Genomic DNA, 20,360 nt, shown 5'->3' on the forward strand with positions numbered 1-20,360 from the left:
CAGTTGACCAGCCCGGTCGCATCGCTGATCCGCGCATCGGGCAAATTTTTCTGCAAGGACAGCAGGGCAGATGCCGTAAAATAGTAGTTGTCGAATTCACAGCCGATCCGCGCCTTTTCCAGCCCGCGATCCCGCATCAGCGCGGCGAGCGTTTCCATCGGGTGCTTGGCGGGGTTCTGCACATAAGTGTCATCATAGCCGATGATGTTGGTTTGCAGCAAATAGGTTGTCCGTTCCGCGCCCACTGCATCCATCGCACGGCCCCACCAGACAGGTTCGCCCTCATGCGTCAGCAGCACACCTTGGTGGACATAAAATGACCAGCCGTCATAGCCGGTCAACCACGCCATGTTTGACGGGTCGGTCACAAAGATTGCGTCTAGTCCGCGTGCCGCCATCGCGGCACGGGTTTTCGTCAGCCGCGCATCATATTCGTCGCGGGTAAAGGGAAGATCTGGCATGGGGATTGGCCTTAACTGGAAACTTTCAGGATGATAGATTCTTCGGCCGAGGATTTGCTGCAAATACTTTGACAGTAATGCAGGTTTTCATCGAAATTTGAAATATGATGCGTTATTCATCGCTCATGGATCACATAGACCGCAAATTGCTGCATCATGTGCAGCGTAATAACCAACTGACCAGTGCGGCCTTGTCAGATCTTGTCGGTCTGTCGCCCACGTCTGTGCAACGCCGCCTGCAACGGTTGCGCGCTGACAGGGTGATCACTGCGGACATCGCCGTGGTGTCCCCCGCCGCCGTGGGCCGCCCGCTGACGATGCTGGTAGCGGTGGAGCTGGCGCGCGAACGGTCCGACATCATCGACCGGTTCAAACGATCCGTGCGCGCCCGCCCCGAAGTGATGAGCGCCTATTACGTGACAGGCGAGACTGATTTCGTGCTGATCGTCACCGCCGAGGATATGGCCGACTACGAAGGTTTCACGCGGGATTTCCTGTATAATAATCCCGACATAAGGGGGTTCAAGACGACTGTTGTGATGGACCGGATCAAGGCATCTTTCAACGTGCCGGTGTAGCGGCGCATCGCTAGACACCGGCGGGGCCGGACGGTAAAGAGGCCTGCGCGCATTTGGAAAGCAGGCAGTCATATGGACAGCACCGAACACCACGACACGATTGATCTGATCGGGCCTTCGGGCCACAACCTGCGTGTGGCCGCCTGGACAGACGTGGCCCGCGACGATCAGTTCGACAGGATCGTGACCGATCTGGATGATGTGCTGGGGCTCGCGCTCGCGTCGAACTACGAATATCCGTCGCGCTATTCGATCTGGAATTTCGGGTTCACCAACCCTGTGCTGATGTTCCAATCCACCGACCGCAGCTTTATAGTCAAGGCGCTGTCAGAGCGGGGCCGCGGTGTGCTGGCGTTCATGCATGACGTGCTGTCAGCACTGCCGGAACTGAGCGTCGAAGCGTTGGACGGCATGGGCTTTTCCGGCGTGGTCGATCCGCTGCCCGCCGATGCCGATTTTGCCGAAGAGGACCGCACCCGCAAGCTGTCGATCTTTACCGTGGTGAGGGCGATGTGGCAGGCGTTGCAGCATCCGGCACTTGGTGATTTCGGGCTTTATGGTGCCTTTGGCTATGATCTGGTGCTGGATTTCGAGGATATCGCCAAACGAATGACCCGGGAGGACGACCAGCGTGATGTCGTGCTGTTCATCCCTGATCGTCTATTCAAAAGCACGGTGGGCAGCGAGGTGGGATTCGTTACCAATTACGAATTTACCTATGGTGATCACGCATCTGCCGACCATCCGCGCGTGGCCGTGCCTGCGGCGTTCAAGCGCAATGACAACGGCTGGTCCGACATCCGGTGCGATCACGCGCCCGGCGAATACGAAGCGGTCGTGGACCGCGCGCGCGGCGAGTTTCTGGCGGGCAACCTGTTCGAGGCAGTGCCGGGGCAATCCTTTACCACTGCACTGCGCAGCACGCCTGCCACGGTCTTTCGCCGCCTGATGCAGACAAATCCGTCGCCGTTCGCCTTTTTGATGAACCTTGATCAGGATGAATTCCTGATCGGCGCCTCGCCGGAAATGTATCTTCGGTCAACGGGCCGCAAGATTGAAACCTGCCCGATTTCAGGCACCATCACCCGCGGGGCTGACCCGATGGAGGATGCCGAACAGGTGCTGAAACTCTTGTCCTCTGCCAAGGAAGAGGCAGAGCTGACCATGTGCACCGACGTGGACCGCAACGACAAGGCCCGGATCTGTGTGCCCGGTAGCATCGAGGTCAAGGGTCGCCGCCAGATCGAGTTTTATTCCCGCGTCATCCACACCGTCGATCACGTTGTCGGTGAACTGGCCGATGGCTATGACGGACTGGATGCGTTCATTTCGCATATGTGGGCCGTGACCGTTACTGGTGCGCCCAAGGCCTGGGCAATCAAGTTTCTGGAAGCCAACGAAAAATCCCCCCGCCGCTGGTATGCCGGTGCGCTGGGCGGGCTGACGTCCGACGGGGCGGTCAATACTGCGCTGAGCATCCGTATGGTGCAGGTGCGCAACGGAATGGCCAGTGTGCGTGCAGGGGCGACGACGCTCTATTATTCCGATCCGGCGTCCGAGGAACGTGAAACCCGTCTGAAGGCATCGGCATTTCTAAGCGCGCTGATGGAGGAAGACGGAAGCGGAAACGGTAAGGATTTTGCCGCCACTCCCAAGGCCGGACGGGCCAGTGAAGGTTACGTTTCACGCGGACTGAATATTCTGATGGTCGATCACGAAGACAGTTTCGTGAACATGTTATCCAACTATATCAAGGCGTTCGAGCCTAGCCTGAAGACCTATCGCGCGCATACCGCGCTATCGAAACTGACCAAGGACATTGATCTTGTCGTGTTGTCGCCCGGCCCAGGCCGGCCTGCGGATTTCAACACCAACGCGACGATCGAAAAGGCGGTCAGCCTTGGCATTCCGGTCTTTGGTGTTTGTCTGGGGTTGCAGGCTGTGGTCGAATATTTTGGCGGCACGTTGGGGATACTTGACGAACCCCGCCACGGTGTGCCGACAACCGTGACCCATGAAAACACCGGCGTCTTTGCCGGTCTGCCGCAGGATATCAGCGTGGCGCGATATCACTCGCTTTATGCGCTGGACGGCGCGATCCCTGATTGTCTGACAGTGACAGCCCGGTCTGTTGACGGCGTGGTCATGGGCATTTCGCACCGCGATCTGCCGATCCAGACAGTGCAGTTTCACCCTGAATCCATCATCACCAGCAAGAACGATATGGGGATGCGCCTGATCCGCAACATGTTGGAACAGGTGCCTGCCCGCTAGGTTCATTCCGCAGGGGCGAAACCCATGATGATATGGCGCAGGCCAACGGCTGCGCCAGCAAAGATCGCGGCAAACGTGACAGGCGCGCTGAATGCGAGGATCGAAAACGCCGACAGCCCCTGTCCGATGCTGCACCCCAGCGCGATCACGGCGCCAACACCCATCATGCCCGCGCCAAAGATCTGGCGGCGCAGTTCGCGGGGGTCTTCGCAGGCTTCCCAGCGGAAATGCCCCTTGATCAGGCTGCCGATAAAGGCGCCGATCCAGACACCCGCGACCGACCCGATGCCGAATGACAGGGTACGTGCGCTGGATGTCATGCCGTAAAGGATCGCCTCGCCCAAGGGGGCGGAAAACGTGTGGCCGACGATGGGTAGGTCAGAAAACCCGGTGTCATGGATAAACTGCATGCCAGCCCAGCCCATCACTACCGCCAGCCCGACGACTGCCGACCAGAACACGGCGCGCTTGTCCTTGATGAAATCGGCATTTGCCAGCACAGCCAGCGCGATGGCCAGTCCGATCAGCAGCCCGGCCAGGGGAATGGATATGCCTGTGGCGCCCCCGATCAGATGTGCGATGCCTGTCGGTTCGGTTGCGACGCCTCCGTTTCCGAAAACAGCCAGCCGCAAGGGGGCCAGCGGGCCCGAAATTGTTGCATAGGCCGCCATGCCCATGACCAGAACGATCACAAATGACCGCAGGTCACCTCCACCCAGACGCGCCAGCGCACCAAAACCACAGTTGCCCGCAATCGCCATGCCGTAACCAAAGATCAGCCCGCCGATAATGCTGGCAGCAGGGGACCATGCGCCGCTGATATAAAAGGATTCTGTAGGGTCGAATGCCCCCGCCGCCATCAGGCCGAATGATCCGATGATCGCCGTTGCAATGGCAAGCCCCCACCTGCGCAGACGCAGGTCGTTGTTGCCGTAAAGAAAATCTTCGATCGCGCCAAGTGTGCAGAAACGGCCCAGCCGCGCCGCCAGCCCCAACAGAATGCCGCCGCCCAGCCCGACGACTGCGGCCACATTTTCATCCCCCCATGCCTCAAGCATAAGTTGCCCCCCCTGGCTATTTGCGATCACCCGTTGACAGCGATCCGCTCAGCGCGAATTGCAGAACAATTCGTACACCAGCCCGATGATGCGCTGGGAACGATCATCTGCCAAGCTGTAATATATGGTTTTGCCTTCACGGCGTGGCGTGACCAGCCCTTCCATCCGCAAGCGGCCGAGTTGCTGGGATACCGCAGCCTGACGGGCCGATAGCAGCTCTTCCAGTTCGGTCACGGATTTTTCGCCGGTCGCCAGATGGCACAGGATCATCAACCGGCCTTCGTGGCTGATCGCCTTGAGATAGTTGGTCGCCGCGGTGGCGTTGTCCATCATCTGATCAAGCTGATCTTCACCAAGGTTGCTGTCAAACACCGGAAATTCCATCAGCACTGGTCCTGTCTATGTATCGGCGCTGCGGCTTCCTGACCCGAGACTTGTCCGGGGTCAACATATTTGACGGGCGCGCCGGCCTGTCCTGTGCCGTTACCGCTGTTCACCGGTCCATCCGGTGTGTGGAATCATGATTGATTGTCAAAATAGATGTCCCCTTGTTCGAGCATCCGGCCCAACAGGCCCCAAAAGAAATCTTCGCCTGGATAACCTTCGATCCGGCTGACTTCCATCCCGTCGACAAGCAACACGAAAGTAGGTGTAAAATTGATTGTCCGCCGCAGCGTGATGTCATCTGGCAGCGGTTCTTTGATGTTGATCCGCAGCAAGGGGGCCGCAGCGCCTTCGGCAGTTTTGGGGTAGATCGGCGCGATCTGGGCATTCCAGCGTGCGCACCAGACGCACCCGGGTTCTTCGGCCATCATCAGGCGCACCTCGGCCACAGCCGTGGTCGGTGCAGCCGCGATCATCAGTGCGACGAATGGTGCAATAAGGATGGTCAAGAGCTTATACATTCAATATCCATAATATGAGAATCCCGATGAGGCAAGGAATCTGCGATGCTGGACATATCTTATCTTGGCGCTGCTGTTGCAGGTCTGCTGTCATTTTTTACGCCTTGTGTGCTGCCCATGGTCCCGTTCTACCTATGTTACATGGCCGGAATGTCCATGGATGCGCTACGTGAAGATACAGTAATTCCCAAGGCGGTGCAGCGGCAACTAATCGTCTCGGCAGTGTTTTTCGCATTGGGCGTTACCACGATCTTTGTCTTGTTGGGGATGGGGGCAACGGCGGTTGGGCAGGTCTTTGCTGAATGGCGCGATGTTTTGCGCTATGCTGCTGCTGCGGTTCTTTTTGCCTTTGGCCTGCACTTTCTTGGCGTTGTGCGCATTCCGCTTTTGTACCGCGAGGCGCGGGTGGAAAGCAGTGTCGCACCCACAACGATTGCCGGTGCCTATGTGATGGGTCTGGCATTCGGGTTTGGCTGGACGCCATGCGTCGGTCCTGCCCTTGCCGCCATCCTGATGGTGGCCAGCGGCATGGGCGATATCTGGCGGGGCGGGCTTTTGTTATTCGTGTATGGGGCGGCCATGACTGCACCCTTTGTGGTCGCCGCCTTGTTCGCGCGCCCGTTTCTGGCGTGGTTGCAGCGCAATCGCCGGTATCTGGCGCATGTGGAAAAGATCATGGGCGCGATGCTGATCGTTTTCGCGGTGCTGATCGCGACCAATGCGGTGAACTACATCGCGCAATGGATGATTGAAATCATGCCGGCATTCGGCAATCTGGGATAGGAGGATACGATGATGCTAAGGAATTTACTGACCGGTCTTGCACTGGTTCTCGCGATGCCGGTCTTTGCGGCAACGATGGGCGATGATGGCCTGCACAAGGCCGACTGGATGCGCGATACCTTCAAGGATCTGCGCGAGGATCTGGAAGAGGCGAACGCCGAAGGCAAACGCCTGATGATCATTATCGAGCAGCGCGGCTGCATTTATTGCAAGAAGATGCATGAAGAGGTGTTTCCTGATCCGGCCATCGATGCGGCGCTGAACGAAGACTTCTTTGTCGTTCAGATCAATATGTTCGGCGATGTAGAGGTGACTGATTTTGACGGCACGACCTTGCCTGAAAAAGACATGGTCCGGCGCTGGAACGCACTGTTCACCCCCACGATGATGTTCTTTCCCGAGCAGGTCGCCGAGGACGCGCGCGCAAATCAGGCCGCAGTCGCGGTCATGCCTGGTGCCTTTGGTATCTGGACGACGCGGAATCTGCTAAGCTGGATTCAGGAAGAAGGGTATCTGGGTGACGAGCCGTTCCAGAAATACCACGCGCGCATCCTACAAGAGAGAGAAATAACCGAATGAATTCAAATGCTCGCGGCAAAACATTCAAAAATGCGATTTTGTTGTTGCGAGAATCTGGAACTGTGCGCTACGGTATACGCCAAGAGTTTGTGATCCAGGGAGGGACCATGAAACGTATAATGACTGCAACAGCAGTTTCGGTTTTTGCCACGATGGTTGTGGCGGCCGATGTTTCACCAGACGAAGTTGAATATTCCGAATACGGCGCGATCGAGACATCGCTGACCGGTGCGCCGGGCAATCCGGTTTTCGGCAAGGAAATCATGGTGGCGCGTGGCAAGGGCAATTGCATTGCCTGCCATCAGGTGACCGCACTTGAAGAATACCCTTTCCATGGTGAGGTCGGCCCAACGCTGGACGGCGTCGCCGAACGTTGGTCCGAGGCTGAACTGCGCGGTATCGTGGCGAATGCCAAGATGACGTATGACGGCACGATCATGCCAGCCTTTTACAAGGTCAGCGGATTCACCCGCCCCGGCAATGCGTTTACCGGGAAAGCAGCAGAGGGCCCGCTTGAGCCACTGCTGACTGCACAAGAAATCGAAGATGTCGTGGCCTACCTTCAGACGCTGTCTGAGTGACCAAGGCCCATTATTGATAGGAGAAACCATGAAACTGACGCGTAGACACACGCTGATGCTGGCGATGGGTTCGGCTGCTGCTGCAATGCTGCCCTTGCGGGCATCCGCCGCCGCAGAAGATGCCATCGCGGCCTTTACCGGCGGCGCATCCGTCGGGACCGAAGGCATCACGCTGATTGCCCCTGAAATTGCTGAAAATGGCAACACTGTACCGATCGAAGTGAACGCACCTGGTGCCGAAGCGATCATGGTGCTGGCTGCTGGCAACCCGACACCGGCTGTCGCAACCTTCAACTTTGGCCCCTTGGCTGCGGCACAGCACGCAGCGACGCGTGTCCGTCTTGCCGGGACGCAGGATGTGATCGCGATTGCCCGTATGCCTGATGGCAGCTTTGTGCAGGCCAGCCAGGAAGTGAAAGTCACAATTGGCGGCTGCGGCGGCTAACCTAGAGGATCGAAAGAAATGGCAGAGAATGTTAAACCCCGCGTCCGCGTCCCCCGTGATGCGACCGCAGGAGAGGTGATCACGATCAAGACTCTGATCAGTCACCCGATGGAATCCGGTCAGCGCAAGGATAGTGAAGGCAACGTTATCCCGCGTTCGATCATCAACCGCTTTACCTGTGAGTTCAATGGCGAGACCGTCATCGACGTCAAGCTGGAGCCCGCGATTTCCACCAACCCGTATTTCGAATTCGAAGCGGTTGTGCCGGAATCAGGCTCCTTCGAGTTCACATGGTACGATGACGATGGCAGCGTCTACACCGAAACCAAAGAGATTGCGGTCAGCTAAAGGCCGCAACATTGCCGGGGAGGGTCAATGTATATGAAGACGTTTATCAAGGCAGGAGCCGCCGCAATCGCGCTGTTCGCCGCAGGGGCTGTTCAGGCTGATGAAGATGCCAACCTGATCATCAACGAAGAAATCGAGATTACAGTCCGGACGGATGCGCCCGAGCATGTGGACGGATTGCGTACCATCTATTCCGGCTGGGTTTTCCGGTCGGATGAAACGCAAGCCTTGCAGATGGATGATTTCGAAAATCCCGGTATGATCTTTGCCGACGATGCACGGGACGCGTGGAATATCGCAGAAGGCAGCGAAGGCAAATCCTGTGCTGATTGCCACGGGGACCCGGACTCGCTGGCTGACGCCCGCGGCACATTCCCCAAATGGAATGACGAAGCCGAGGAGGTTCGCACACTGGCGATGCAGGTCAACGGCTGCCGGACCGAACAGATGGGCGCCGAAGCCTGGAAATACGACGGGACGGAAATGTTGAACATGGAAGCCCTGCTTGCGTCCGTGGCCCGGGGCAACCCGGTCAATGTAGCCATTGATGGCCCGGTCGCGGCGACATACGAGCTTGGCAAAGAGCTGTATTACACCCGCACCGGACAGCTGGACCTGTCCTGCGCGAATTGCCATGAAGACAACTATGGCAACAACATTCGCGCAGACCACCTTAGCCAGGGCCAGATCAATGGTTTTCCGACATATCGTCTGAAAAACGCCAAGCTGAACGGTGTGCAGTCGCGCTTCCGCGGGTGCATCCGCGATACACGTGCGGAGACTTATGCCGTGGGTTCGGAAGAATTCATCGCGCTTGAACTATACGTGGCATCTCGTGGCAACGGTCTGTCAGTAGAAGGGCCGTCCGTCCGCAACTAAACACTCTGCAAAGCCCGCTGCCGGTATCCGGCAGCGGGCTTTGACTATCTGAAAACATTCAGTTTTTCGCATATGATGGCTGAAGAATGGGGCAAAACCAATGATTTCGCGTCGTGATTTCCTGCAGGCCAGCATGGCTGCATCAGCCATTGTCGGGGCTTCCGGCTTTGGCAACTGGGGCCGACTGGCCGCACAACAGGCCCTGAGCCAGGACCAGCTGCTTGATTTTGATACCTTCGGGAATGTGTCGCTTGTCCATATCACCGATATCCACGCGCAGCTAAAACCGATCTGGTTCCGCGAACCGGAAATCAACCTCGGGGTCGGCCCGAACAAGGGCGAAGTGCCCCATGTTACGGGCGCTGATTTCCGCAGGCTTTACGGCATCGAAGACGGCAGCCCGTCGCACTACGCGCTGACCTATGATGATTTTGCCGCCCTTGGGCAGGCTTATGGCAAGATGGGCGGGATGGACCGGGTTGCAACCGTGATCAACAGCATCCGAGCCGCGCGCCCCGATGCGTTGCTGTTGGATGGTGGCGATACTTGGCACGGGTCGTATGGCTGCTATCAGACCGAAGGGCAGGATGTGGTCAACGTCATGAACCTGCTGAAGCCCGATGCGATGACATTTCACTGGGAATTCACCCTTGGGTCTGACCGGGTGCGTGATATCGTGAACGATCTGCCGTTTGCGGCCCTCGGCCAGAATATCTTTGACGCCGAATGGGACGAACCCGCCGAAGATTTCGCGCCCTACAAGTTCTTTGAACGCGGTGGCGTGAATATCGCCGTGATCGGGCAGGCCTTTCCCTATATGCCGATCGCCAACCCCGGCTGGATGTTCCCGGAATATTCATTCGGTATTCGCGACCAGCGCATGCAGGAAATGGTGGATGAAGTCCGCAGCATGGGTGCCGAACTGGTTGTCTGCCTGTCGCACAACGGATTCGATGTGGATAAAAAGATGGCCGAACGTGTCACCGGCATTGACGTTATCCTTGCGGGGCACACCCACGATGCGCTGCCCGAACCTGTGCTGGTGGGGGATACGATCATCATCGCATCGGGGTCGAACGGCAAGTTCGTCAGCCGCGTTGATCTGGATGTGCGCGATGGCCGCATGATGGGATTCCGCCACAAGCTGATCCCGATCTTTTCGGACGTGATCGCACCCGATCCAGAGGTGGCCGCCGCAATCGACGCAGAGCGCGCACCATTTGCGGACGCCCTGAGCGAAGTGATTGGCAAGACGGCTGACGATACCGTGCTTTATCGCCGTGGCAACTTTAACGGATCATGGGATGATCTGATCTGCGAGGCGCTGCTTGAACAGCGTAACGCCGAAATTTCCATGTCGCCCGGCGTGCGGTGGGGGCCGTCAATGATGCCCGGTCAGGACATCACGCGCGAAGATATCTGGAACGTCACCTCGATGACCTATCCCAATGCCTACCGCACCGAAATGACCGGCGAATTCATCCATACCATCATGGAAGACGTGGCCGATAACCTGTTCAACCCCGACCCTTATTATCAGCAGGGCGGCGATATGGTGCGTGTCGGTGGCATGGGCTACCGGATCGATGTCACCAAACCCATCGGGGAACGGATTTCCGATATGACATTGCTCAGCACAGGCGAGGCAATCGACCCCGCCAGGACATACATTGTCGCCGGCTGGGCGAGCGTGAACGAAGGCACCGAAGGTCCGCCGATCTGGGATGTTGTTGAAGACCACATTCGCGGAAAGGGCACGGTATCTGTTGCCCCAAATACGTCTGTTCAGGTCGTTGGTGCCTGAATATCAAATGGAGAGAAATGGGATGCGTAAAGTAATTTCGATGGCAGTTCTGACGGGGGCGCTGGCGCTGCCGGCGTTTGCGGAAGGTGAAACCCATTACGTTGCGGTTCACGTGAACCAAAATGATCCGCACACCATCAATATGGCGCTGAATAATGTGCAGAACGTGTCTAATTACTACGAAAGCATAGGCGACGATGTGATCGTGGAATTGGTGGCATATGGTCCCGGCGTTCACATGTTCCGCACGGATACCAGCCCAGTCGCTGAACGGATCTCGGCGATGGCACTTGAAGTCGAGGGGCTGCGCTTTGCGGCCTGCGCGAACACCATTCGCGCCATGACGGCCAAGGCTGGCAAGGACATTGTGTTGATGCCAGAAGCCGAAGTCGTCCCTTCGGGGGTCATTCGTCTGATTGAATTACAAGAACAAGGTTATGCTTACGTCCGGCCCTGACCGCTGCAATCCGGCGGGTCTGGTCTGACCGAACAAGGAGAAAATGGAAATGCTGATCAAGTCAAAGGGAATGAAGCCAAGCCGCCGCAATTTCCTGAAGGCTGCTGCTGCCGCACCTGTCGCAGCCGTCGCCGGTCGGGCCGGGGCCCAGGATACGCCAGACCCGGCAATCGTCGAAAAACAGCCGTGGAACCAGTTTTTGGGTGCCGGCGTGGACGAAGCCCCATACGGGATGCCATCCAAGTTCGAGGCGCATGTGCGTCGCCAGAACGTGCCATGGCTGACGGCTGATCCTGTCAGTTCGATCAACTTTACCCCGCTGCATGAACTGGACGGGATCATCACGCCCAATGGTCTGTGCTTTGAACGGCACCACTCGGGCGTGGCAGAAGTTGACCCCGCAGAACATCGCCTGATGATCAACGGTCTGGTCGACAGGCCGCTGGTCTTTACCATGCAGGACCTGATGCGCTTTCCGCGTGAAAACCACGTCTATTTCCTAGAATGTGCCGCCAACACGGGCATGGAATGGGCCGGTTCGCAGTTGAACGGCTGCCAGTTCACCCACGGCATGATCCATAACGTGATGTATACCGGTGTGCCGCTTCGGCTGCTACTGGCCGAGGCCGGCGTGAAAACCAACGGCAAATGGCTGCTGCCCGAAGGGGCCGATGCCGCCGGCATGACCCGGTCCATCCCGATGGAAAAGGCGCTGGATGACTGCCTTGTCGCGTTCAAGATGAATGGAGAGGCTTTGCGCCCCGAACAGGGCTATCCCGTTCGCCTGGTCGTGCCCGGTTGGGAAGGCAACATGTGGGTGAAATGGCTGCGCCGTATCGAAGTTGGCGATGAACCATGGCACCACCGCGAGGAAACCAGCAAGTATACTGACCTTTTGGCAAATGGTCAGGCGCGCCGGTTTACATGGGAAATGGATGCGAAATCAGTCATCACCAGCCCCAGCCCGCAGATGCCGATCACCCATGGCCCTGGTCCGCTGACCATCACAGGTGTGGCGTGGTCCGGCCGTGGCACGATCCCGCGGGTGGATGTGACCACCGATGGCGGCATCACATGGCAACAGGCCCGCATGTCCGGGCCGTCGCTCGATAAATCCATGCACCGTTTCTATCTGGATATTCAGTGGGACGGCAAACCGATGCTGCTGCAAAGCCGCGCACATGACAGCACCGGCTATGTGCAGCCCACCAAGGAACAGCTGCGCGCGATCCGTGGCGAAAACTCGATCTATCACAACAACGGCATTCAGACCTGGGCCGTGGACGAACAAGGGGTGGCTGAAAATGTCGAAATTTCTTAAGATTTTCGCACCGGCAAGTGCAGGGGCCGCATCGGTCCTGACGATGGCCTATTTTCTGGCGGATCAGTTTGTTGTGGATATGCCCGCACCTGTGCGCGGCGCCTTTGTCCAGCCTGCGCAGGCGCAGGACGCTGAAACACCTGTGGCGGCTGAGCAGCAGCAGGCCAGCCTTCCCGAAGGCGGATTGGGACTGGGCCGCGAAGCACTGCCCGAAGAGGTCGCAGCCTGGAACATCGACGTGCGTCCCGATGGGCAGGGCCTGCCTGTCGGCAGCGGTGATGTGTTTACCGGCGAGGAAATATATATCGAAAAATGTTCGGTCTGTCATGGTGACTTTGGCGAGGCACGCGGCCGTTGGCCACAGCTTGCCGGCGGAATGAACACCCTGACACGCGACGATCCGGTCAAGACGATCGGGTCATATTGGCCCTACCTTTCAACGGTTTATGATTATGTCTATCGGGCAATGCCGTTTGGCGAGGCACAGTCGCTTGAACCGGATGAGGTGTATGCCATTACCGCCTATCTTCTGTATCTGAACGATATCGTCGATGATGATTTCGAACTGAGCAACGAAAACTTTAGCGAAGTTGAAATGCCGAACGCCGGGAATTTCTTTATGGATGATCGGGAAGAAACAGAGCTGCCGCTTTTCGTTTCATCCGATGTCTGTATGGAAAACTGCAAGGACAGCGTTGAAATCACAATGCACGCCAGTGTGCTGGACGTGACACCGGAAACCGAAGAGGCCGAGGCAGACACCACCGAAGCTGCGGTGACGGAACCCGCGCCAGTGGCAGAACCTGAAACAGCCGTGACCGAAGCGGACGATGCGCCAGTTGCAGCTGATCCCGAACTGATCGCCGCAGGCGAGGCCGCATTCCGGCAATGCCAGGCCTGCCACCAGGTTGGCGAAGATGCCGTGAACCGTACCGGGCCAGTACTGAATGGTGTGCTGGGTAAAACGATCGGATCGGTTGATGGTTTCCGGTATTCCAATGTGTTTGAAGATGCTGCCGACGCCGGCGAGGTCTGGACAGAGGAACGGCTTGCCGAATTTCTGGCCAATCCGCGAGAGGCCATGTCAGGCACGCGGATGTCGTTCCGCGGGGTTCGCGATGATGAAGAAATCGCTGCGCTGATCGCCTATCTGGAAAGCTTCGCAGACTGATGGCGCTGACCCGGTGCATTGCGACTGCACTTTTGTGCCTTGGGGCTGCGACGCAGGTCGCAGCAGCGCCGGGCGGCGATCCGGCCCGTGGCAGGGAATTGTTTCAGCAGTGTTCCGGGTGTCACCAGATTGGTGAAGGGGCCGTCAACGCGATTGGCCCGCAACTGAATCATATCTTCGACCGGCCCGCAGGTGCGGTCGAAGGCTTTCGATACTCCGATGGTTTTCGGCGCGCGGCAGCCGGTGGTCTGGTCTGGAATCATGACACGCTTGATGCCTTCATCCAAAACCCGCGCACTTTGGTGTCCAAAACCCGGATGAGCTATCGCGGGATGCCTGATCAGCAGGACCGCGACGATCTGGTCGCCTATCTGCGCAGTTTTTCCGACAACCCACGCGACATCCCCGAGGCGGCACCCACGGCGCGCGCCGTCGATCATTCGGTCGCGCCAGAGGTTCTCGCTATTGTCGGTGATCCGGCTTATGGTGAGTATCTGTCAGGTGAATGTACATCCTGCCATCAGGCCAGCGGTGCCAGCGCGGGAATTCCGTCGATCACGAACTGGCCGGCAGAGGATTTCGTCATTGCCATGCATGCCTACAAGGATGGCGTGCGGGCACATCCGGTCATGCAGATGATGGCAGGGCGTTTGTCGGACGAAGAAATCGCCGCACTCGCCGCGTACTTTGAATCAATAAATTGACGTATTCAAAAACGGGAGGAAGTAGAAAAATGACTTTGAACAGAAGAACATTCATAGGCTCGGTCGCCGCAACATCCGGCATTCTGGCAGCACCGATGGTGGCTGCGCAGGGGCGGCCACGGGTCGTCGTGATTGGTGGGGGGGCCGGTGGTGCGACCGCCGCACGTTATATCGCCAAGGACAGCGACGGCGCAATCGACGTCACTTTGGTGGAACCAACCCGCGCCTACTACACCTGCTTTTTCTCCAACCTTTATCTTGGGGGCTTCCGCGAGATCGATTCACTGGCACATTCCTATGGCACACTGGCGTCCGATTACGGGATCAACGTAGTCCATGATTGGGCCGTTGGTGTTGACCGCGACGCAAGGACGGTCACGTTGGCCGGTGGTGACATGTTGCCTTATGACCGGCTGATCCTGTCACCCGGGATTGATTTCGTCGATGGTGCGGTGCCCGGCTGGGATGTATCGGCGCAGAACGCGATGCCGCATGCCTACAAGGCGGGATCGCAGACTGAACTGCTCAAGGCGCAGATCCTGGCGATGCCCGAAGGCGGCACCTTTGCAATGGTTGCACCGCCAAACCCGTATCGCTGCCCGCCTGGACCATACGAGCGTGTGTCGATGGTCGCCCACCTGCTGAAAGAGGTGAACCCGACCGCGAAAATCCTGATTGCCGATCCTAAACCCGGTTTTTCCAAACAAGGCCTTTTTGAAGAAGGCTGGAACAACAACTATGCGGGTATGATCGAACGGATCGGGCCGGATTTCGGCGGTGCAAATGTCGCGGTTGATCCTGCGGCGATGACCCTTTCGATTGATGGTGACGTGAACAATGTGGACGTTTGCAATGTGATTCCGGCCATGAAAGCGGGGCGGATCGCGGAAATCGCTGGCGTCACCGATGGTAACTGGGCACCAGTGAATTCGACTGACATGTCGTCCAGAATTGATGCCAATATCTATGTGCTGGGCGATTCTGCGGCACAGGGTGATATGCCCAAATCAGGGTTTTCGGCGAACAGCCAGGCCAAGGTTTGTGCCAATGCCGTCCGCGGCGCGCTGACCGGGTCAACCGTGTTCCCGGCGCGGTATGCCAATACTTGCTGGTCGCTGATCGATACGGAAAACGGCATCAAGGTTGGTGCAACTTATGAAGCGACCCCTGAAAAGATCGCCACCGTCGATGGCTTTGTCAGTGCAACCGGCGAAAGCGCCGAGGTGCGCGCGGCGACCTACCGCGAATCCCTCGGTTGGTATGACGGGATAACGTCGGACATGTTCGGCTGAAACTAAGCCGGGCCTTGATCCAGATCAGGGCTCGGACATGTCTGCGCGGCTAATGTTTCGGTGAATTCAGGAGGACTACAGATGACCAAGTTTTTGATTCCCACGGCTTTTGCGTTGCTGGCCGGTGCTGCGACCGCGCAAGAGGCGACCACCTATCCCTTTGAAGGCAGCTTTGATGATGCCACTTTTGCCGTCGAGAATGCCATTATCGGCAAGGGGTTGGTGATTGACTATGTCAGTCATACCGGTGAAATGCTGAATCGCACCGCCGCCGATGTGGGCAGTGAAGTCACCATTTTCGAGGCCGCCGATATCTTTTTGTTTTGCTCGGCTCAGCTATCGCGTGAAGTGATGGAGACCGACCCCATGAACATCGCCCATTGTCCTTATGGCATCTTCGTCGCGGACCGCGACGGTGACGTCATGGTCGGATATCGGAACTATCCCGAGGGCGAGATGCAAAAGGTCCAGGCACTCCTGGATGAGATCACACGCGAGGCCGTCGGCGAATAGGAACGATATGAACTATAACGATTTTTTCGAGGCCGCATTAACCCGGCTGCATGACGAGGGCAATTACCGGGTTTTTGCCGATCTCGAACGTCATCGTGGCGCGTTTCCGCGCGCCACCAATCGCGGCGACAAGACCCGTGAAGTGACGATCTGGTGCTCGAACGATTACCTGGGCATGGGGCAGCATCCTGATGTGATTGCTGCGATGCATGGTGCGCTGGATCAGGTTGGTGCGGGTGCCGGTGGCACGCGCAATATCTCTGGCACCACGCACAACCATGTGTTGCTAGAGGCCGAACTGGCCGATCTTCACGGCAAAGAAGCCGCTTTGCTGTTCACATCCGGCTACGTGTCGAACTGGGCGGCGCTTGGGACGCTGGCATCGAAAATTCCGGACTGTCTGGTGCTGTCGGATGCGCTGAACCATGCCAGCATGATCGAGGGCATCCGCCATTCCAAGGCTGAACGCCAGATATGGCGGCACAACGATCTGGATCATCTTGAGGCGCTGTTGGCCGCGCAACCACTGGACCGGCCCAAGCTGATCGCCTTTGAAAGCGTTTATTCGATGGATGGCGATATCTCGCCCATCGCGGAAATCTGTGATCTGGCCGATAAATACAATGCCATGACCTATCTGGACGAGGTGCACGCCGTGGGCCTTTATGGCCCTCGCGGTGGCGGTATCGCAGAACGCGAAGGCCTGATGCACCGTATCGACGTGATTGAGGGCACGCTGGGCAAGGCTTTTGGTGTCATGGGCGGCTATATCGCCGCATCGGCGGGCTTGTGCGATTTCGTACGCTCCTTTGCCAGTGGTTTCATTTTTACCACGGCGTTGCCGCCTGCGGTCGCCGCTGGTGCAACTGCATCGATCAAGCACCTGAAAGCCAGCCGTGCAGAACGTGACGCGCAAAAGGAAAAGGTCGCCGAGGTTCGCGCCCGGCTCGAGGCGATCGGCATTCCCCATATCGACAACCCCAGCCATATCATCCCGGTGATGGTCGGCGATCCGGTCAAGTGCAAATATCTGTCCGATATCCTGATGGCGGAATACGGCATCTATATTCAGCCGATCAACTATCCGACTGTTCCCAAAGGCACCGAAAGGCTGCGCATCACCCCGTCGCCTGTGCATAGTCAGGCGGATATCGACAATCTGATCGGTGCGTTGGAAACGCTGTGGGCGCAGTGCCAACTGGCGCGGATGCCGATGGCCGCGCAATAGGCTTGATCCACGTCAAGGCATGCTTGGCACCTTGGGAGTAAGCGTTCAGGCATGTTGGAACAACTGATAGAATCCTATGGCGAAGGCCCTGTTCTGGTTGCGTTTGGCGCGCTGGTCGGGGCCTTTTTCGGTGCTGCGGCGCAACATTCGCGGTTCTGCCTGCGTGCCGCCACGGTCGAGTTGGCCGAGGGGCATTTCGGCCCGCGTCTGGCGGTCTGGCTGGTTGCGTTTTCTGCCGGGGTTGTGGCGGTGCAATCAGCGATCTGGGCGGGCTGGCTTGACGTCAGCCAAAGCCGACAACTGGCCACCACCGGCAGCATGTCAGGCGCGATTATTGGCGGGTTGATGTTTGGCGTCGGAATGATCCTGGCGCGCGGATGCGCCAGCCGGCTACTGGTTTTATCGGCCACCGGAAACCTGCGGGCCATTGTGACGGGGCTGGTGCTGACGCTTGTCGCGCAATCGGCCCTGCGTGGGGCATTGTCGCCTGCGCGTGAAACATTGGCCCGGCTTTGGTCGGTGCCTGGTGGAGTCGCGCGCGATTTGTTGGCGCAACTTGGGCTGACATCCGGCGCGATGGCGCTGATCGGGGCGGTTGTCCTTGTTGCGGCGTTGGTGTTTGCCGCCAGCAAAGGTATCAGGACCAGCCATATCGCGGCAGCGGCAGGCGTCGGGTTGGCCGTCGCGTTGGGCTGGCTTGCCACCTATGCCGTGGCCATGAATTCATTCGAGGTGGTGGCGATTTCGTCGATCACATTCACCGGCCCGTCCACCGATACACTGATGGGGCTGATCAATAGTCCCGATCTGCCGCTGGTCTTTGGCGTCGGGTTGGTACCCGGCGTCTTTGTTGGGGCCGGTGGCATGGCCCTGATCATGGGCGAGGCACGGATACAGCGGTTCGGCCCGGACAGCCCGATGGAGTATTACCTGATCGGCGCGGCCCTGATGGGGTTCGGCAGCATGCTGGCTGGTGGCTGTGCTGTCGGGGCGGGCATGTCGGGTGGGGCGATTTTTGCGCTGACGGCATGGGTCGCGGTGGGGGCGATGTGGATCGGCGCGATGGTGACGCATCAGATCCTGTTACACGCCCCCCAAAGGCAAACAGCCTGACCTATTCAAATTCCATCTGTTCATAGACCCGTCCTGCATTCTTTGTGGCCAGTTCTTCGAATGTGTCCAGATGGGTATATGCGGATTGATCCACATAATATGCCTCAGCCAGACCGCCGCCTTCATCGATCAGCTCCGCGATCTGTGCGCGCAGGTATTCCAGATACCCTTTTGTATAAAGCCGGACCTGATCCATGTTGGTAGGGTGCCCGTGGCCGGGAATGACATAAGTCGCGTTCAGTGGCTCGAATTCATTGTCCCATGTTTCCAGCCAGTCGCGGGTATAGGTATCTTCGAAAATTGGCAGCATCCGTTCGTGAAACGCCATGTCGCCGGAAATCACGAGGCTTTGGTTGGGCAGCCAGACAACGATATCGCCGGGGCTGTGGGCCGGGCCCAGATAGCGGGCCTCGATCCGGTAATCGCCCAGGTCCAGCGTGTATTCATCGGTGAAGGTTTCGGTCGGCGGTACAATGGTCGTGCCCGCGTTGCGATCCTTGACGACTTGTTCAGCCGCTTGCAGGCTTTGATACCCACGGTCTGCAAAGGCGGCGGCGGCATCGACATGGGCGATGATCGGAACGCCCTGTTCGGCCCAATAGGAATTGCCCAGCATCGCGTGGCCCTGACCGTTTTCATTGAACACGGCAACCACCGGTTCGTCGGTGCGCGCCTTGATCTCTTCGTGCAGGGCGGCGGCCAATCCATATGACGCGCCAGCATTCATCACCACGACGCCCTCGCCGGTGATGATAAAGCTCAGGTTGTTGTTATGGCCGGCGTTTTCGTAGGTGGCAGGTGCCGTCGCGCCGATGGCGGAAAATACGCCGGGGATAAATTCAACCGGCGCACTGTAAAGAAGTGATGCAGGGTATTGGTCTGCGATGTTTTCATTGGCGAATGCCGTGCTGGCCATCAGGGTGAAAAGGGCTGTCAGTCGCATCATGCATCCTCGCTTACAAAGACATATCCGTCGCCCTGTCTTTCGGCACGGCCAAGCCCGCCATGCGGCAGGTGATAGCCGATCAGCCGCATCTGGTCGGTCGCCAGCTGGTCCAGCAGGGACAGGCGGGTTTGGGCCGCCATCGCACCATCCTGGTCGGACCCCGACAACCAGCCGGGCCGCTCGAACGCCAGATGGTGGTTTACGATACTGTCGCCCACGATCATCACGCTTTCATTGTCGATGCGCACCTCGAACGCCATATGCCCCGGCGTGTGCCCGAATGTGGCACGTGCGCCCACGCCCGGCACAACCTCGGTCCCGTCGGTGAACAGGTTGATCCGGTCCGACAGTTCGGCAAGACGGCTGGCTGCGCCAACGGCAAAGGTCAGGCGACCCGCGTCGATGGTATCCACGGTATCGGGGTCGGTCCAGTAATCCCATTCCGCCTGCCCCATGTAATAGTTGGCATCGGGGAAATTCAGATCGCCGAAATCATCTAGCAAACCCCAAAGGTGATCGGGATGGGCATGGGTAAACACCACGTCGGTTACATCGAAAGGGTCCACCTCCAGCGTGTCGAACGCATCCGCCAGCTTGCCCGCCGTTGGCATGAAATCGGGGCCGGCACCCACATCAAATAGTACAACCCGGTCATCGGTGCGCAAAAGCGTGACGTTGCAATCGGGTTCCATCGTATCGCCGGTGATCCCGTATTTCGCCAGAATGTCATCCGCCCTGTCCGGCGGCATGTCACCCAACGCAAAGGATTTGGGCAGCACAAGGTTTCCGTCGCTGAGCGTGTCAAGCCTGCGCCCGGCGCCAGACAGGGTGCTTTGGCTCCAGACCATTTGCGGCAATGCAAAGGGAAGTGCAGTGGCGGCAGAACCTTGCAGCAAAGTGCGGCGTGTCAGTTTCATGGC

At 58.2% G+C, this 20,360-nt stretch carries 22 protein-coding genes and 1 pseudogene; 17 read left to right on the forward strand and 6 right to left on the reverse strand.

Annotated elements, in window-relative coordinates; genetic code table 11:
- Nucleotides 1-461 (reverse strand): annotated as a pseudogene (locus ACTG4B_RS02890) (aminopeptidase P family N-terminal domain-containing protein); the annotation flags it as partial.
- Between the two features lie 104 nt (nt 462-565).
- On the opposite strand from ACTG4B_RS02890, the gene ACTG4B_RS02895 reads away from it, so the two are divergent.
- Together ACTG4B_RS02895 and ACTG4B_RS02900 are read left to right on the forward strand one after the other, a co-directional pair.
- Nucleotides 566-1,039 carry an Lrp/AsnC family transcriptional regulator gene (locus ACTG4B_RS02895; RefSeq protein ID WP_439154176.1) on the forward strand — a complete coding sequence of 158 codons (474 nt, stop codon included), beginning with the start codon at nt 566-568 and terminating at the stop codon, nt 1,037-1,039.
- A 72-nt stretch (nt 1,040-1,111) separates the two neighbouring features.
- The gene (locus ACTG4B_RS02900; protein WP_439154177.1) at nt 1,112-3,313 is read left to right on the forward strand and encodes an anthranilate synthase component I; all 2,202 of its coding nucleotides are present in this window, start codon (nt 1,112-1,114) and stop codon (nt 3,311-3,313) included.
- Between the two features lie 2 nt (nt 3,314-3,315).
- On the opposite strand, the gene ACTG4B_RS02905 is transcribed toward ACTG4B_RS02900, so the two are convergent.
- The 3 genes from ACTG4B_RS02905 to ACTG4B_RS02915 all read right to left on the reverse strand — a co-directional run bounded on the left by ACTG4B_RS02905 (nt 3,316) and on the right by ACTG4B_RS02915 (nt 5,276).
- The gene (locus tag ACTG4B_RS02905; protein WP_439154178.1) at nt 3,316-4,371 is read right to left on the reverse strand and encodes a YeeE/YedE family protein; all 1,056 of its coding nucleotides are present in this window, start codon (nt 4,369-4,371) and stop codon (nt 3,316-3,318) included.
- Between the two features lie 48 nt (nt 4,372-4,419).
- Nucleotides 4,420-4,755, reverse strand: coding sequence for an ArsR/SmtB family transcription factor (locus ACTG4B_RS02910; protein ID WP_439154179.1), 336 nt, complete (start codon nt 4,753-4,755; stop codon nt 4,420-4,422).
- 134 nt (nt 4,756-4,889) lie between these two features.
- Nucleotides 4,890-5,276 carry a hypothetical protein gene (locus ACTG4B_RS02915; protein WP_439154180.1) on the reverse strand — a complete coding sequence of 129 codons (387 nt, stop codon included), beginning with the start codon at nt 5,274-5,276 and terminating at the stop codon, nt 4,890-4,892.
- A 45-nt stretch (nt 5,277-5,321) separates the two neighbouring features.
- Between ACTG4B_RS02915 and ACTG4B_RS02920 the strand changes: the two genes are divergently transcribed.
- The 15 genes from ACTG4B_RS02920 (at nt 5,322) to ACTG4B_RS02990 (ending at nt 18,494) form a co-directional block, all read left to right on the forward strand.
- Complete coding sequence (locus ACTG4B_RS02920) at nt 5,322-6,059, forward strand: cytochrome c biogenesis CcdA family protein (protein WP_439154181.1); 738 nt, start codon at nt 5,322-5,324, stop codon at nt 6,057-6,059.
- 12 nt (nt 6,060-6,071) lie between these two features.
- Nucleotides 6,072-6,638, forward strand: a complete 567-nt coding sequence (locus tag ACTG4B_RS02925; protein ID WP_439154222.1) for a thioredoxin family protein — start codon at nt 6,072-6,074, stop codon at nt 6,636-6,638.
- Nucleotides 6,639-6,745: 107 nt separating this feature from the next.
- Nucleotides 6,746-7,219: a sulfur oxidation c-type cytochrome SoxX gene (gene soxX / locus ACTG4B_RS02930; protein WP_439154182.1), complete on the forward strand. Its 474-nt coding sequence runs from the start codon at nt 6,746-6,748 to the stop codon at nt 7,217-7,219.
- Nucleotides 7,220-7,247: 28 nt separating this feature from the next.
- Nucleotides 7,248-7,664 carry a thiosulfate oxidation carrier protein SoxY gene (gene soxY / locus ACTG4B_RS02935; RefSeq protein ID WP_439154183.1) on the forward strand — a complete coding sequence of 139 codons (417 nt, stop codon included), beginning with the start codon at nt 7,248-7,250 and terminating at the stop codon, nt 7,662-7,664.
- Nucleotides 7,665-7,682: 18 nt separating this feature from the next.
- Entirely contained in the window at nt 7,683-8,012 is a 330-nt protein-coding gene (gene soxZ, locus ACTG4B_RS02940; protein WP_439154184.1) for a thiosulfate oxidation carrier complex protein SoxZ, read from the forward strand.
- Nucleotides 8,013-8,045: 33 nt separating this feature from the next.
- Complete coding sequence (gene soxA, locus ACTG4B_RS02945; protein ID WP_439154223.1) at nt 8,046-8,891, forward strand: sulfur oxidation c-type cytochrome SoxA; 846 nt, start codon at nt 8,046-8,048, stop codon at nt 8,889-8,891.
- 100 nt (nt 8,892-8,991) lie between these two features.
- Complete coding sequence (gene soxB, locus ACTG4B_RS02950) at nt 8,992-10,695, forward strand: thiosulfohydrolase SoxB (RefSeq protein ID WP_439154185.1); 1,704 nt, start codon at nt 8,992-8,994, stop codon at nt 10,693-10,695.
- Entirely contained in the window at nt 10,688-11,152 is a 465-nt protein-coding gene (locus tag ACTG4B_RS02955; RefSeq protein ID WP_439154186.1) for a DsrE family protein, read from the forward strand. The genes soxB and ACTG4B_RS02955 overlap by 8 nt, the downstream gene beginning before the upstream one ends.
- A gap of 49 nt (nt 11,153-11,201) precedes the next feature.
- Nucleotides 11,202-12,473: a sulfite dehydrogenase gene (gene soxC / locus ACTG4B_RS02960; protein ID WP_439154187.1), complete on the forward strand. Its 1,272-nt coding sequence runs from the start codon at nt 11,202-11,204 to the stop codon at nt 12,471-12,473.
- Entirely contained in the window at nt 12,457-13,644 is a 1,188-nt protein-coding gene (locus ACTG4B_RS02965; RefSeq protein ID WP_439154188.1) for a c-type cytochrome, read from the forward strand. The genes soxC and ACTG4B_RS02965 overlap by 17 nt, the downstream gene beginning before the upstream one ends.
- Complete coding sequence (locus ACTG4B_RS02970) at nt 13,644-14,348, forward strand: c-type cytochrome (RefSeq protein WP_439154189.1); 705 nt, start codon at nt 13,644-13,646, stop codon at nt 14,346-14,348. The genes ACTG4B_RS02965 and ACTG4B_RS02970 overlap by 1 nt, the downstream gene beginning before the upstream one ends.
- A gap of 29 nt (nt 14,349-14,377) precedes the next feature.
- Nucleotides 14,378-15,640, forward strand: coding sequence for an FCSD flavin-binding domain-containing protein (locus tag ACTG4B_RS02975; protein WP_439154190.1), 1,263 nt, complete (start codon nt 14,378-14,380; stop codon nt 15,638-15,640).
- A gap of 81 nt (nt 15,641-15,721) precedes the next feature.
- On the forward strand, nt 15,722-16,153 hold the full coding sequence (locus ACTG4B_RS02980) for a DUF302 domain-containing protein (protein ID WP_439154191.1): 432 nt from the start codon (nt 15,722-15,724) through the stop codon (nt 16,151-16,153).
- Between the two features lie 7 nt (nt 16,154-16,160).
- Nucleotides 16,161-17,381 carry a 5-aminolevulinate synthase gene (hemA, locus tag ACTG4B_RS02985; protein ID WP_439154192.1) on the forward strand — a complete coding sequence of 407 codons (1,221 nt, stop codon included), beginning with the start codon at nt 16,161-16,163 and terminating at the stop codon, nt 17,379-17,381.
- A gap of 51 nt (nt 17,382-17,432) precedes the next feature.
- Nucleotides 17,433-18,494 carry a YeeE/YedE family protein gene (locus ACTG4B_RS02990; RefSeq protein ID WP_439154193.1) on the forward strand — a complete coding sequence of 354 codons (1,062 nt, stop codon included), beginning with the start codon at nt 17,433-17,435 and terminating at the stop codon, nt 18,492-18,494.
- Nucleotide 18,495: 1 nt separating this feature from the next.
- Here the strand turns inward: ACTG4B_RS02990 and ACTG4B_RS02995 are convergent, their stop codons facing one another.
- Nucleotides 18,496-19,440 (reverse strand): MBL fold metallo-hydrolase, encoded by a 945-nt coding sequence (locus ACTG4B_RS02995; RefSeq protein ID WP_439154194.1) that lies wholly within the window; start codon nt 19,438-19,440, stop codon nt 18,496-18,498.
- Nucleotides 19,437-20,357 (reverse strand): MBL fold metallo-hydrolase, encoded by a 921-nt coding sequence (locus ACTG4B_RS03000; protein ID WP_439154195.1) that lies wholly within the window; start codon nt 20,355-20,357, stop codon nt 19,437-19,439. Before ACTG4B_RS03000 ends, ACTG4B_RS02995 begins: the two co-directional genes overlap by 4 nt.
- Nucleotides 20,358-20,360 lie beyond the last annotated feature (3 nt).

The sequence above is a fragment of the Yoonia sp. genome, assembly GCF_965660735.1.
Classification (GTDB): Bacteria; Pseudomonadota; Alphaproteobacteria; order Rhodobacterales; family Rhodobacteraceae; genus Yoonia.